This window comes from Achromobacter sp. UBA4530 (genome assembly GCF_002388205.1).
GTDB lineage: Bacteria > Pseudomonadota > Gammaproteobacteria > Burkholderiales > Burkholderiaceae_B > Achromobacter > Achromobacter animicus.
Window position 1 is genome coordinate 378311 of record NZ_DGMA01000009.1, and the last position, 13092, is coordinate 391402.

Consider the following 13092-nt stretch of genomic DNA (forward strand, 5'->3'; position numbering starts at 1 on the left):
GGAGATTTTTCGATGAAAGACCAGGACGACGCGCACTTCGACAGCCTGCTCCCGCCCTTGCGCCTGGACCGGCGAGGCTTCCTTGCCACCACCGCGGCGGCAGGTTTCTCGCTGGCGGCAGGCCCCGTGGTGGCGCAAACCGCCATCACCACGGACGCCAAGGGCCTTGTGGCCGGCAGGATCGAAATCCCCACCTCCGACGGCAAGATCCCCGCATTCCGCGCCGCGCCGGATGGCAAGAAGAACCTGCCCACGATCATCGTCGTCCAGGAAATCTTCGGCGTGCACGAATACATCCAGGACGTCTGCCGGCGCCTCGCCCACCAGGGCTACCTCGCCATCGCGCCGGAACTCTATGCGCGCCAGGGCGACCCGTCCAAGTACACCGAGATCCCCAAACTGCAGGCCGAGATCGTCAGCAAGGTCCCCGACAAACAGGTCATCGCCGACCTGGACGCCACCGCCGCCTGGGCCGCCGCCAACGGCGGCAACCCCGACCGTCTGGGCATCCTGGGCTTCTGCTGGGGCGGCCGCCAGGTCTGGCTCTACGCAGCCCACAACCCCAAACTCAAGGCCGGCGCCGCCTGGTACGGCCAGTTGGCAGGTGACCCCACCGAACTGAAACCCAAGTCGGCCCTGGCCATCGTCAACGACCTGAAGGCCCCGGTCCTCGGCGCCTACGGCGGCAAGGACGCCGGCATCTCCCAAGCCGACGTCGACCGCATGCGCGTCGAACTCGCCAAGGGCTCCGCGGCCGCCAAGGCGTCTCGCATCGACATCTATCCCGAAGCCGGTCATGCGTTCCACGCCGACTATCGTCCTTCGTATCGCAAGGCGGAAGCGGAACAGGCGTGGACGCGGATGCTGGATTGGTTCAAGCAGAACGGGTTGTAAGGGACAACTTTCCCGAAGGCTCAGCTATCGGGCCAACTTTGACCTGCTCGGGTCAAGGTTGGCCCGATTTTCTTTGTTTGTTTTCAAGTGCTTGAGAAATGTCGGGCCATTATTGGCCCGAAAAGCCAGTGGAAAGAACACTTTTAGGAATTCGGGCAATTCAATATTGGAGGGCTTTGCGGAAAGGCTTGGCTAAGCGGTTGATAAGAAAGAACAACGCGATCGACACGACCAAGTTGGCACAGACTTTGCATTGGGGACATGGTCATCGCCGGAATCAGCCATGCCCATTCAATCCGATCTGCGCTTCACATTCACCATTGGCGACAAGTCCTTTGAGGTTGTCGAATTCACGCTACAAGAAGGCCTGTCCCAGACCTTCCTGCTGGAAATGGAACTGGCCAGCTCAAATCCCGCCATCGACTTCGGTGAGGTGCTGGACCGCGCCGCGTTGCTCACGATCTGGCACGGCGACACGGCGGTGCGCTACGTGTACGGCGCGGTCTCGTCGTTCGTCCAAGGCGACACGGGGTTTCGCAGGTCACGCTACTCCGCCATCGTCGAGCCGCGTCTGGCGCGCCTTTCGCTCAGTTCCGATTGGCGCATCTTTCAGTCCCAAACCGTCCCGCAGATCGCTGAGGCGGTGCTCAAGGCGCATGGGCTGACTCAAGACTACGAGCAGCGCAGCACCACCGAGCATCAGGCCCGTGAGTACTGCGTGCAAGCCGGCGAAACGGACTATCACTTCATCGAGCGCATCATGCGCGAGGAAGGCTTCTTCTATTCCTTCCGTCATAGCGCTGAGGGCCATCAGCTTGTCCACAGCGATCGCCTGTTCATTCATGGACGCGTGGGCGATGAGCCGGTTCTGTACAACCCCGTCCCCGGCGGCGACCAGCCGCAACCCGCGCTGCGACGTTTCGCATACACCGAAAACGTACGCACCGCGCGGCAGACCCAGCGCGACTACACCTTCCACCATCCCCGGTACACGCACCAGCACAGTCGCGATGGGCGGGGTTTGGACCACCAGGGCCGCCGCTACGAACGCTATGACTATCCCGCACGCGCCAAATTCGACGAGGCCGGTAAGCCCTTCGCCGAGAACCGCCTGCGCGGGCATCGCCGCGATGCCCGCATTGCCGTGGTCCATGGCGATGACCCGCGACTGCAGCCGGGTATCTCCTTCACGCTCGCCGGCCACCCGCGGGAAGACATGAACCGCGGCTGGCGCCCCGTGCGCATTGTCCACCGCGGAATCCAACACACGAGTCAGGCCGAGGAAAGTGCACAAGCCCAGTTGGGAACGCACTATCGCTACGAGGCCGAGCTGGTCCCGGATGACGTCGAGTGGCGCGCGGAACCGCTGCCCAGACCATGCATCGACGGCCCGCAGAACGCCATGGTGGTCGGGCCGCCCAATGAAGAAATCTACACCGATGAGTATGGAAGGGTGAAGGTCCAGTTCCCCTGGGACCGTCTCGGCAAGGAGGACGAACACAGCTCCTGCTGGATCCGAGTCTCGCAGAACATCGCCGGCGCGACGTGGGGCCACATGGCCATCCCGCGCATCGGCCAGGAGGTCATGGTCTCTTACTTCGATGGAGATCCGGACCAGCCTGTCATCACCGGCCGCGCGTACAACCGCCTGCAATTGCCGCCCTACGAACTGCCGCGCCACAAGACGCGGATGACCATCAAAAGCAAGACCCACAAGGGCGAGGGGTACAACGAACTGCGCTTCGAAGACGAGAAAGACCAAGAAGAAATCTACGTCCACGCGCAGAAGGATCAGAACATCCACGTCAATCACGACGAAACCACGTTCGTCGGCCATGACCGCAGCGAGCAGGTTGAGCACGATGAAACCATCACCATCGGCCACGACCGCAAGGAGACCGTGGGCAATGACGAACATGTGAACATCGGCCAGGACCGGCGGCACGACATCGGGCGAGATGACTTTATAACGGTGGGGCGTAACCACACCATCTACACCGCCAAGGACCGCACTGAAGAAGTGGGCAACAACCGCCGCGACAAAACCACGGCGAATCATTGGGTGAACATCGGCGGGAACCACGAACAGACGGTTGAAGGGCACGCCGAGTTACAGGCCGGACATGCGATTCGTCATCGCACCAAAGTTTACGAGATCCAGGCAGGGGAGAGCCTCTCTCTCAAAGGACCGGGAGGATCCATTCGAATCGACGGTTCGGGCATCACGCTCGATGGAATCAAGATTCAGATGAAGGGGCCGATGCGCCAACAGAGCGGCGGCGCGAGCCCGATTCCGGCTCCGGTGGGCGTTCCCGCGCCGGGCCTGCCTTTCGACGTGCTGTGCATGAAGCGCAGCGATGGCAGTTGCCCGCGGTTGGACTGCCCGTGTGGCAATTTCCAGGGAGGCTGACATGTTGATGGCCCTGGACCAGGTGACGCAAGCCGAACTGAATCCGCCTTCGCTGGCCACCTTTCTGTTGCTCGAAACAGAAATTCTTGACGAGTGGCTGGTGCGCCAGCCGGACTCGCCGGAGCGCTCCACCATTAGTGACTTCGTACGCAAAGTCGACTATGCCACTTCCCTGCGTTGGGTCTGGAGCGACACCGAGTACGACAGCCACCACACGAACGGGCCAATCCTGGTGCAGTACCAATCGGATTCTCGTCTGCTAGAACACTTTATGGACCCCTGGGCTTTCACGGGTGGAGCGGTATTCCTGGCCTCGTCCCGTCCGATCGACGAGGTAGTAGCCCAACTGCGCGCGGTCCTGTTCGTGCTGATGCCCAATGGCAACAAGGCACGGTTCCGGCTTCAGGAGACAACCGCCCTCGCGAGCGTGTTGCGAGCGCTTGAACCCTACAGAGCCGGGGCGCTGCTGGGTCCGATTAAAGCGCTGATCTGGCGGGAGAACCTCGGACCGGAACATCAGTGGTGGTGCTATCGCCAACCAGATGGCCCGTGCCCGGTACAAGGCGGCTTCCAATTCAATCACTCAGAAATGACCGCCATCGATGCGGGGCTGACTGACCAGCACCTTCGCAGGCACATCGCGATCACCCGGCGAGCACCCCACAGTTTTCGCGACGACCCGCGCCAGCAGACCGGCGTGTGGATGGAGCACCTCAAAAGCTGGGGATTCAAAGAGTTCTCACATCTGGACGCCGCCTTGGACGCCTTCCGTCATCCCGCTTACCGACGGTGCGCGGCGACGGTCGTTGCGCTGTTGCAGGACACGGCGTTGACACCGGGCGCCCGCGCCGCGCAGGCAATGAATCACCTGATGACCGAAGGACACTGATCATGGCAGCAAGCATTGGCTACTGCAGCACCAACGAAAGCTGCAAGGTCCGAATCCCCTTGTTTCCACTGCGCTATTCCGCGCATCCACGGCCCAAGGGTGGCGCCGACTATGGCTATGACGCGGCGTCGCTGGAGACTGGCTTTCAGAAGCTGGACCACGCGCAGTATGGATTGCGTTGCGTGGGCGCGGGATTCGTCTATCTGTTCGATGAGACCGAGGGTACGGTGTTCGTGTGGCGGGTCAACGAAGAGAACGGTCAATTCGTCGAGCTTCTGTCCAGGAATCGCTCACTGGAAGCGGCGCTCGGGGGCTATAAACCGGGACGCTCCCTGTCCCACATCTGGGCGAATGAGCGTTCGGTAGTCCACATTCTATTGACGGACACGCTCCTGACCGAACGAAAAATCCGCGAAATCGAATCGAACCAGGACGGCATCCGGGCAAAGCTGGCAACGACCATTGACATGAAGGCTTGGGCGGACAGCGCGCCATCCAGAAACACCTTTGCAGCAAGCCGGCTAGGCGAACTGGTGGAGGAGTTCAAGGGCACCGATCTCAGCTTTTCGCCCTGGCGCATCAAACAGTTGGCACCTTCCGCTCAGCCCTTGATCACGGGCATGATAGCGGTAGCCCCTGCCAGGCAGATCGCGGTCGTCATGCACGACAACATTGCGCTTGTGCAGGATCTGGGCGGCATATTCCACGTATCTCGCTCGGAGATGGAGGCACACAACTCGGCGCCTGATGCTTCAAGCAAGGGCGACGATATCCAGCGCTATCGCAAGACTATCATCGCTCGGTTGATCGGACGGATCTACGAGGCAGCCTATGCCAACAGCAAGGGAATAAATCTGCAGGATAAGGCGGGTCAGGAGAAGCTCGACAAGGCCCTCAAGCGCGATATCGACGAGTACGAGTACAAGCGCAAATGGTTGGAAGACAACCTTGCAGTTCAGGAGCGCGAACCGGCGAGGTATCGGCCGTCTTCGTATCCCAGCGCCAAGGCCCAGCTGGATGCCATGCCCAAAGACCCAGTAGGCCAACGGGCGGCAGTTCTAGCGCTCAATGCCGAGCGCTATTCCAGGCATGTGAAGGAAGACGAGCGGGTCGCCTACTTGAAGAATTTCGAGCGCGAGCTGGAACAGCGGCACATTGCCGTGCTGGACCACAAGAATGACCGTTGCGCCTGGTTGAAAAGCTACCGGCAGAGTGCGAAACCTGCGGACTTTGGCGCAACCTTTCTGCGCTACGACCTTACCGACCCAGTGGCTTCAACGAGCCATGCCACGGCCTTCAGCCATTGCATCGAAGGCATGATCTGGGGCACAGCAACGACGCCCGCCGGCAAGAAGGACCACGAAAGAGCGCTGTTCGGAGAATGGTGGGCGTTGCCATGGAAGCAAAACCCGATCCTGGAGAACCTGGGGCATGACAAAGGCTTCGGGGACATGCTTGTGGAAAACAAGGCTGACGTGCTCGTAGACACGGCAGCCGGCAAGGTGTTTGCCGGTCTCGTGAGATTCGTGGCTGTTCAATACCTTATGGAGCAGGTCGGGGTCTATACCTTGACCCGTGCCCCGAATTGGCGCGGCGCGGTCCGAAATAGTGTGGATGCCCTTATTCATCGGTTGGCAGGCACAGGCAGTGAGGCTGACGCCGCGCATTTGCGTGGCCTGCTCGAAGAACGCTACGGGGATCGCATCGTTGGACGCAGGCTGACGCTGGAAGAGGGCTACGCGCGGCTCCAACAAGCATCGGGTGTTCGAGGGCTGACTGCTGAAGGGTCGATTGCCCAACGCGCCGGGAATGAAATTGTCCTATTGGAATGGGAGGGTTTGACGCCGCTTACGCGATATGCGAATCCCTTTTTGCAGGTGTTTGAAGGGGGGGCTGCAAGTGGCGTCGCGGTTCTGAGTATGTGGAATTTACTTAAAGCCGCGGAAGATTATCGGTTGGGGGTGAACTCGAACGACCTGGCAACACAATCCAACCTATATGCGGCGGTCGTCGGAACGGGGAGCGCTATAAACGGTGCGTTAACATCGACACGTCCCGTAATACCAAGACTTTTAAATTCAGTCACGGTTGCAGGGCGGCTGCTTAATCGAATGGCTAGCATTTTTGCTGTTCGCCTTTTCGGTTATGCGGGGGCCTTTTTCGATGCTGCCACTCACTGGTTAAAAGCATGGGGGCAGTGGCGGATTGGAAATAGCTCCGCGGCAACCTATTACGCATTTGCAGGCATTGGCATCGCACTCGGTGGGGTCGCCTTGACGAACGCCGGTGCAGGAATAATTTCTACCGGAATTGGTTTGGCAGGGGCTTCAGCCGGATTTCCTGTTTTTGGCTGGATTGTTGCGGGAGTGATTTTCCTGGGGCTCGGTCTTTGGTGGTTATTTCGAGCCGACGATTCCCGGTATTCGGAACTGGAATTCTGGTTCAATAACGGAACTTTTGGAAAGCACATTTCCATGGGGCGCGAAAACGTGATTTATCCGACGCTTGAGGCGGAAAACAAGGCATACGTCGAAATAAACTATGCACCCAGAAAAATAGAATCCGAGTGGAAAGTGATTGGGCTTGATAGGTTGGTTGTTCAGGTGGCATATCCCTTAAAGGGCGACATTCACCGTCTTCAAATTCACAATCAAACGTCGTCAGGGTCTGTTGACGCTTTGAACGACCTCACATCGAAAATTAGCTTGAGCGAAGATGCTCCTGAGGAATTGATTGCTGGCGGGTCCCTTCGTACTTACGTCATTGCTGGCTTAAGCAGCAAGGTTGCGTTTGACCTACGGTTGACGGCCGCATACACGCCGGAGGGATATAGTGAGCCTCTCACTGCAAAATATTCCTTCACGCAGAAGGATGCTCCTTGGTATTACTGATCGATTTCAATATGACGACGCGACATTCTGACGGCGATAGGAAATTGGGCCATGGATTTGAGGGGTGTGTGGCAATGGAGTATTCCAATGAGATTTGATAGACCATCGCATGTGGTGCCGGCGGTGGAAAAGAGTTGGGTGTACAGCCGCGTGGATGCTTTGAGAATTGGTGACCCGCCTCTCGGTGTAGCCCCTGCAGTGGATAACAATTTGATTCGGATGACAGAAGATTGTTTATTCATGCGAACGGCGTCCGGGTCGTTGTATGGTGGCCGCTATAGCATGACTTGGTGGGCAACTGTTGTTGGAGTATTTGCATGGTTTTTCTTCTCCGTGACTCTCCTAGCGTCGTATAAATACTCGGCGGATAGCAAGGAAATTGCTGATGGGTATGGTAGTTACTATGGGGAGTTTTGGTTTTACCCGATCGGAATGGCTGCGGCGCTCTGGGTCAGCTGTTTTTGGATGTACATCCCGTGGCGTCGTCAATTGCCGATCATATTTAATCGAAGGACCAGAAAGGTCTCCTGCTTTGTAGACAGGAGGGTTATCAGCGAAGACTGGGATTCGATCAATGCCTACATCAAAGATGTAACTACCATAGCAGTTGGTGGCGCTCCCGTGAATGAAGGAATTCTGTCCCTCGTGTTTCAGCGGTGGGGGAACGATGGAAAGCAATTGCGTGTCGTGATATACGGCACTCGAGACGCGCCGGCGGCCATGGTCAATCGGGGTATCTATGGCGCCGCGATGGTCTGGGAGTATATCCGCCTTTATATGCGAGAAGGCGCAGATGCGGTCCCTCCAACTACTTCCATTGCAGAGTATCGCTTGTCGCGCCCCCTTGACGCCTTCCGGCATTTCAACCCACTGAAGATGCTGCGCGTGAAGATCTGGTGGTATCCGGTGGCCGTGCCTTTCTTCCTTTTCGTTGCGTTGCCGCTCGCACCGGTTGCGATCGTCGGGGATTTGCTCTACTACGCGCTTGACCGGATCCTGCCACGTCGGATGTGGCCTCAGGAGCTCGTTCACGCATGCGATAACGTTTGGGATGGACGGGACGACTAATGGAAATTCCCAATGTCCCGAAAAAAGAACGCAGCGTCCTTTATAGCCGCGTAGACGCGCTGCGGCACGATGGTCCGCCGCTCGGAGTCAAGCCAGCAGCCGACAAAAATGTCATGAAGATGACGACTGACTGCCTGTTGATGCGGACCGCTTCCGGTTCCCTCTATGGCGGCCGGGGAAGTATGAGTTGGTGGGCGGTCATCACGTCGGTTTTTGTTTGGGCGCTATTTTCCCTGTTTGAGTTTGTAAATTACACAAAATCAGTTTCGAAAGGCACGTTTCACGGCGATTTTTGGGGTTTTATTTGCAAAATTGGTATGTGTCGTTCGGCATGAGTCTGTTCATGCTCATCGGATCCTTATGGATTTTTGTCCCGTGGCGCCGCCAGCTACCCATCGTATTTAACCGAAAAGCACAAACTATCAGTTTTGTTCATGAGAAAAATGTCGTTTCCGAGGATTGGAGCCAGATCCAGGTCTACATTAAAGACGTCACCACCGCCACAGTCGGCGGAGTTCCCATCAATGAGGGAATTCTCTGTTTGGTTCTTCCTCGTTGGGGGCTCAACGGAAAGCAATTGCGCGCCGTCGTCATGGGCACCCAGGACGCACCGGCAGCGATGGCTAAGCGGGGTATTTACGGCGCGGCAATGGTCTGGGAGTACATCCGACTGTTTATGCGGGAAGGCGCGGCAGCGGTTCCCGCTGCGGCTCCATCCATGGCGTATCGCCTGGAGCGCCCCCTTGACGCCTTCCGGCATTTCAATCCACTGAAGATGCTGCGCGTGAAGATCTGGTGGTATCCGATTGCCGTTCCATTTTTTCTCTTCGTCGCATTGCCGCTAGCGCCCGTAGCGATTATTGGAGACTTGCTCTACCACGCACTCGACCGCGTTCTACCGCGCCGTAAGTGGCCGCAGGGGTTAATCGAGGCATGCGATAACGTTTGGGACGGGCGGGGAGACTGATGAAAAATGCAGCCGTCCCGAGAAAATAATGCAGCCACCTTTATGGCCGCCTAAATATGAAACGGCATACAGTTCCGAAAGAAGAGCGCAGCGTTTTCTTCACGCGTGTTGACGCCTTGCGTCCATCTGGTCCGCCGTTGGCGGTTTCCGCTGCGGCAGACAACAACATGATGAGGCTCTCCGAGAACTGCCTGTTCATGCGTACAGCGTTTGGCAGCAGGTTCGGAGGGCGGTACGGAATCAGTTGGTGGGCGACGGTGGCGGTTCTTTTTTTATTTGTTCTGTTTTCAGTCGGAACTTATGTCGCCTATGTTCACCAGCGCCAGTACGAGGGGTATGGCGGCGGCGTGTCGGCCTTCTTTATGGAAAACTGGGATGTGTTTATTGGAGCGCCTGTCGCATTCGCATTTGCGTGCATCTGGTTGTACATACCTTGGCGGACGCAGCTTCCAATCATCTTCAATCGCCGAACCCGCAAGGTCAGTTGCTTCGTTCAGGGGACGTGGGTCAGTCAGCATTGGGACGGGCTGGAGGCTTACATCAAGGACGTGACTACCTTTGCGGCGGGAGGGGCTCCAATCAACGAAGGGGTGTTGACGCTAGCCTTCCCTTATCCGATACAACATAGCCAGCGTATCAATCAAAAACTCCGCGTCGGCATAACCGGCACACAGGACGACGCTCAAGCAATCATCAACCGCGGCATCTATGGGGCGGCGCAGATTTGGGAGTTCATCCGCCTTTTCATGCGGGAGGGGCCTTCCGCAGTGCCTTTAAGCAGCGCGCGAACCCCGTATTCCATTTCCCACTCCACTGAAGCAGTGCGTCATTTCAGTCCGTTGAAGGTGCTAAAGGTCAAGCATGCGGCTTGGTTGCTGTTCGCAGTTCCGTTCTTCATCTTCATCGCGTTGCCGGTGGCGCCGATGCTTATGTTGGGTGACATTTCATACATGTGGCTCGACCGCATGTTGCCACGCCGGCAGTGGCCGCAGGAACTCATCGACGCCTGCGATGGCGAATGGGATGGACGGGAATAAGAGTGGCCGCAGGGGCTGATCGAGGCATGCGATAACGTTTGGGACGGGCGGGGAGACTAAGGCTTGCCCAGTCTCGTTCTGGACACCGTCTCCGCTGCCTACCGAGCCTTCTCCCCCGGCAGCCCATCACTAACCTCAGCCAGCGCCCGCTTCATGTCCTCGTACTTCATCACCCGCTCGCTCTGAAACCCGCCCAGCACCCCACGGCACCCATCCACCCCAGACCGCTTCATCTCCTCCATCATCGTCGTCCCATCGGCCTGCCCCTTTGCAAACGCAGCATCGAAGCCGCCCGTCGGGAATCCATATTCCTCGGCATAGCGCGTGAGATTCTTCCGAGCCGTCTCCTGATGCTGCGCCAAGTCAGGCTCTGAAGCCCCACAAGCACGCGCCGCGCCATTGGACGCACCAGCGGCGATAACGAAAGAGTCGTATTGGGCCTGCTCAGCCGCATCGGGAGCCGCCCACGCCGGGGCAGCAGCGGCTAGCGTCAATGCCAGACCGGTCAGGAATTTGCGCATCGAAAGTCTCCCGGTGAAGCCCTCCGCAGCGGTCAGCCTCTCGCGGCTGCGGCGGGCGTTGTCTACCACGGCATTATGGCAACCGCGCGTTTCATCTCCATGTGCTCGCCGTGTGGAGTCGTTTCGAACTGTTCATCTTCTTTTCGCCTTCCGCCAAAGGCAGCAAGCCGGCCGCGCTCGAACTATGATGGGGGCTGTGAGGCAGTCCTGCCTCAATGCATTGCCCCCTTTCATTTTGGAGATCTACATGACGATCAAAGTCGGCGACCGCGTGCCCGATGGCACGTTGACCGAATTCATCGAAACCGAAACCGCCGGCTGCTCGCTCGGTCCCAACGCGTTCCAGGTCGCCGACCTGACCCGCGGCAAGACGATTGCGCTGTTTGCCGTGCCGGGCGCCTTCACGCCCACCTGCTCGGCCAAGCATCTGCCCGGCTATGTCGAACAGGCCGCTGCCCTCAAGGCCAAGGGCATCGACGAAATCTGGTGCGTGTCCGTCAACGACGCCTTCGTCATGGGCGCCTGGGGACGCGAACAGAAGACCGACGGCAAAGTCCGCATGCTGGCCGACGGCTCCGCGCTGTGGACCAAGGAACTCGGCCTGGAACTGGACCTCGTCCAGCGCGGCATGGGCGTGCGCTCGCAGCGCTACTCCGCCCTGATCGTCGACGGCGTTGTGAAGCAACTGAACGTGGAAGCGCCTGGCAAGTTTGAAGTCAGCGACGCGGCCACCATGCTCTCGCAAGCCTGATCCCCGCAGGTTCCTGTTTTACCCCCAGTGTTGCGGGCCGCCCAGGCGGCCCGCGGCGCTGAAAGCCAGCAGCGGTTGTCGACGCCATGCTCTCCACGATCTCATCGTTTTCGTCGCTTTATTTTGCGACCTTGCTGATGCTTATCGGCACAGGTCTCTTCAACACCTACATGGGCCTGCGGCTGACCGCCCAGTCCGTCAGCGAAGTGTGGATCGGCACCTTGATCGCCGGCTACTACCTCGGGCTCGTGTGCGGCGCGCGGCTTGGGCACAAGCTCATCATCCGCGTCGGCCACATCCGGGCGTTCGTCGCCTGCGCGGCCATCGCCACCAGCATGATCCTGGCGCAGACGCTGGTCGAATTCATGCCCCTGTGGCTGGTGTTCCGTATCGTCTCCGGCATCGTCATGGTGACCGAGTTCATGGTCATCGAGAGCTGGCTCAACGAACAGACCGAAAACCACCAGCGCGGCCGCGTTTTCTCTGTCTACATGGTCGTCTCCGGCCTGGGCACCGTGCTGGGCCAACTGGCGCTCACCGCCTACGCCACGCTGGACCTGCGCCCGCTTACCCTCGTCGCGATGTGCCTCGTGCTGTGCCTGGTGCCGCTTGCCGTCACAGCCCGGTCCCACCCGCCCACGCCGCTGCCCGCGCCGCTGGACGTAAAGTTCTTCATGCGGCGCGTGCCGCTGTCCATGACCGTGCTCTTCGTAGCGGGCAATCTGTCCGGCGCGTTCTACGGCCTGGCCGCGGTGTATGGCGCCAAGAATGGCCTGTCCACATCGCAGGCCGCCATCTTCGTCGCGGCCGCCGTGACGGCGGGTCTGTTGTCGCAGTGGCCGATGGGCTGGCTGTCCGACCGCATCAACCGCGCCGGCCTCATCCGCTTCAACGCGTTGTTGCTGGTCCTGCTGCCTGCCGTCATGTGGGGCTGGATCGCGTTGCCGTTCTGGGCGCTGGTCGCCATGTCCTGCGTCTTCGGCATCCTGCAGTTCACGCTGTACCCGTTGGGCGCGGCCTTTGCCAATGATCACGTTGAATCGGAAAGACGAGTCAGTCTGTCGGCGGTGTTGCTGATGACCTATGGCCTGGGCGCCTGTGTGGGGCCGATGATCGCGGGCTTCATGATGTCGCTGGGCGGACCCGCCATGTATTACGTGTTCATCTCGGCGTGCGCCGTGATTCTGGTCTGGCAGGTGCGGCCCACGCGCGTCACCGGCGCACACCAGGTCGACGAGGCGCCGACGCATTTCGTACCGATGCCGGACACGCTGCAAAGTTCGCCCGCGGCGGCGGTGCTGGATCCGCGGGTGGATCCCGAGAACGACATCGCCATGGAAATGGTGCAGCCGGATCCGTCCGCGGCGCCGGCGCCGCCGGAGCCGGTGGCCGAGGGCGCATCGGTGGATTCCGCGGCGGGGCAGGGCGGAATGGACGAGACGGCGGATACGGCTGCGGGAGCGGGAGGCGTATCCGACACGATGCCGGATTCGATGTCGGACCAGACACCAGACCGTGTATCGGGCTCCGCATCGACTGCCGCATTGGACGCTGCATCGACCGCAGCATCAACCGCCACATCGACCGCCACATCGGACTCCACATCAGACGCCGCATCAGACGCGCACCCCGAACGCCAGCGCCGCACCGGCACCTGAAGCGCC

Annotated in this window: 11 protein-coding genes; 10 read left to right on the forward strand and 1 reads right to left on the reverse strand. The window is 59.4% G+C overall.

The features are described 5' to 3' along the window. Nucleotides 1-12 precede the first annotated feature (12 nt). The 8 genes from B2W22_RS11185 to B2W22_RS11220 all read left to right on the forward strand — a co-directional run bounded on the left by B2W22_RS11185 (nucleotide 13) and on the right by B2W22_RS11220 (nucleotide 10156). Nucleotides 13-894, forward strand: coding sequence for a dienelactone hydrolase family protein (locus B2W22_RS11185; RefSeq protein ID WP_191576051.1), 882 nt, complete (start codon nucleotides 13-15; stop codon nucleotides 892-894). A 283-nt stretch (nucleotides 895-1177) separates the two neighbouring features. Then, on the forward strand, nucleotides 1178-3304 hold the full coding sequence (locus B2W22_RS11190; RefSeq protein WP_286937684.1) for a type VI secretion system Vgr family protein: 2127 nt from the start codon (nucleotides 1178-1180) through the stop codon (nucleotides 3302-3304). Between the two features lies 1 nt (nucleotide 3305). Further along, a complete protein-coding gene (locus tag B2W22_RS11195) occupies nucleotides 3306-4193 on the forward strand; it encodes a DUF4123 domain-containing protein (RefSeq protein WP_286937685.1) in 888 nt (295 codons plus the stop codon). Between the two features lie 2 nt (nucleotides 4194-4195). Next, on the forward strand, nucleotides 4196-7084 hold the full coding sequence (locus B2W22_RS11200; RefSeq protein ID WP_286937686.1) for a toxin VasX: 2889 nt from the start codon (nucleotides 4196-4198) through the stop codon (nucleotides 7082-7084). 87 nt (nucleotides 7085-7171) lie between these two features. Beyond that, on the forward strand, nucleotides 7172-8152 hold the full coding sequence (locus B2W22_RS11205) for a DUF6708 domain-containing protein (RefSeq protein WP_286937688.1): 981 nt from the start codon (nucleotides 7172-7174) through the stop codon (nucleotides 8150-8152). Next, a complete protein-coding gene (locus tag B2W22_RS11210; protein ID WP_286937689.1) occupies nucleotides 8152-8487 on the forward strand; it encodes a hypothetical protein in 336 nt (111 codons plus the stop codon). The genes B2W22_RS11205 and B2W22_RS11210 overlap by 1 nt, the downstream gene beginning before the upstream one ends. Nucleotides 8488-8495: 8 nt before the next feature. Next, nucleotides 8496-9119 (forward strand): DUF6708 domain-containing protein, encoded by a 624-nt coding sequence (locus B2W22_RS11215; protein WP_286937691.1) that lies wholly within the window; start codon nucleotides 8496-8498, stop codon nucleotides 9117-9119. 56 nt (nucleotides 9120-9175) lie between these two features. Continuing rightward, nucleotides 9176-10156, forward strand: a complete 981-nt coding sequence (locus tag B2W22_RS11220; protein ID WP_175186276.1) for a hypothetical protein — start codon at nucleotides 9176-9178, stop codon at nucleotides 10154-10156. A 98-nt stretch (nucleotides 10157-10254) separates the two neighbouring features. Here B2W22_RS11220 and B2W22_RS11225 read toward each other — a convergent pair whose 3' ends face one another. Continuing rightward, a complete protein-coding gene (locus B2W22_RS11225) occupies nucleotides 10255-10677 on the reverse strand; it encodes a hypothetical protein (protein WP_175138166.1) in 423 nt (140 codons plus the stop codon). A 247-nt stretch (nucleotides 10678-10924) separates the two neighbouring features. Between B2W22_RS11225 and B2W22_RS11230 the strand changes: the two genes are divergently transcribed. Together B2W22_RS11230 and B2W22_RS11235 are read left to right on the forward strand one after the other, a co-directional pair. Beyond that, nucleotides 10925-11428, forward strand: a complete 504-nt coding sequence (locus B2W22_RS11230; RefSeq protein ID WP_056326595.1) for a peroxiredoxin — start codon at nucleotides 10925-10927, stop codon at nucleotides 11426-11428. Between the two features lie 86 nt (nucleotides 11429-11514). Continuing rightward, nucleotides 11515-13086, forward strand: coding sequence for an MFS transporter (locus tag B2W22_RS11235; protein WP_286937693.1), 1572 nt, complete (start codon nucleotides 11515-11517; stop codon nucleotides 13084-13086). The last annotated feature ends 6 nt before the right edge of the window (nucleotides 13087-13092 follow it).

What these genes read in the sequence shown, in the direction of transcription:
- B2W22_RS11235 (WP_286937693.1), top strand. Translation starts at nt 11,515, where the DNA reads ATGCTCTCCACGATCTCATCGTTTTCGTCGCTTTATTTTGCGACCTTG.
- B2W22_RS11185 (WP_191576051.1), top strand. Translation starts at nt 13, where the DNA reads ATGAAAGACCAGGACGACGCGCACTTCGACAGCCTGCTCCCGCCCTTG.
- B2W22_RS11230 (WP_056326595.1), top strand. Translation starts at nt 10,925, where the DNA reads ATGACGATCAAAGTCGGCGACCGCGTGCCCGATGGCACGTTGACCGAA.
- B2W22_RS11215 (WP_286937691.1), top strand. Translation starts at nt 8,496, where the DNA reads ATGCTCATCGGATCCTTATGGATTTTTGTCCCGTGGCGCCGCCAGCTA.
- B2W22_RS11220 (WP_175186276.1), top strand. Translation starts at nt 9,176, where the DNA reads ATGAAACGGCATACAGTTCCGAAAGAAGAGCGCAGCGTTTTCTTCACG.
- B2W22_RS11205 (WP_286937688.1), top strand. Translation starts at nt 7,172, where the DNA reads ATGAGATTTGATAGACCATCGCATGTGGTGCCGGCGGTGGAAAAGAGT.
- B2W22_RS11200 (WP_286937686.1), top strand. Translation starts at nt 4,196, where the DNA reads ATGGCAGCAAGCATTGGCTACTGCAGCACCAACGAAAGCTGCAAGGTC.
- B2W22_RS11210 (WP_286937689.1), top strand. Translation starts at nt 8,152, where the DNA reads ATGGAAATTCCCAATGTCCCGAAAAAAGAACGCAGCGTCCTTTATAGC.
- B2W22_RS11225 (WP_175138166.1), bottom strand. Translation starts at nt 10,677, where the DNA reads ATGCGCAAATTCCTGACCGGTCTGGCATTGACGCTAGCCGCTGCTGCC.
- B2W22_RS11195 (WP_286937685.1), top strand. Translation starts at nt 3,306, where the DNA reads ATGTTGATGGCCCTGGACCAGGTGACGCAAGCCGAACTGAATCCGCCT.
- B2W22_RS11190 (WP_286937684.1), top strand. Translation starts at nt 1,178, where the DNA reads ATGCCCATTCAATCCGATCTGCGCTTCACATTCACCATTGGCGACAAG.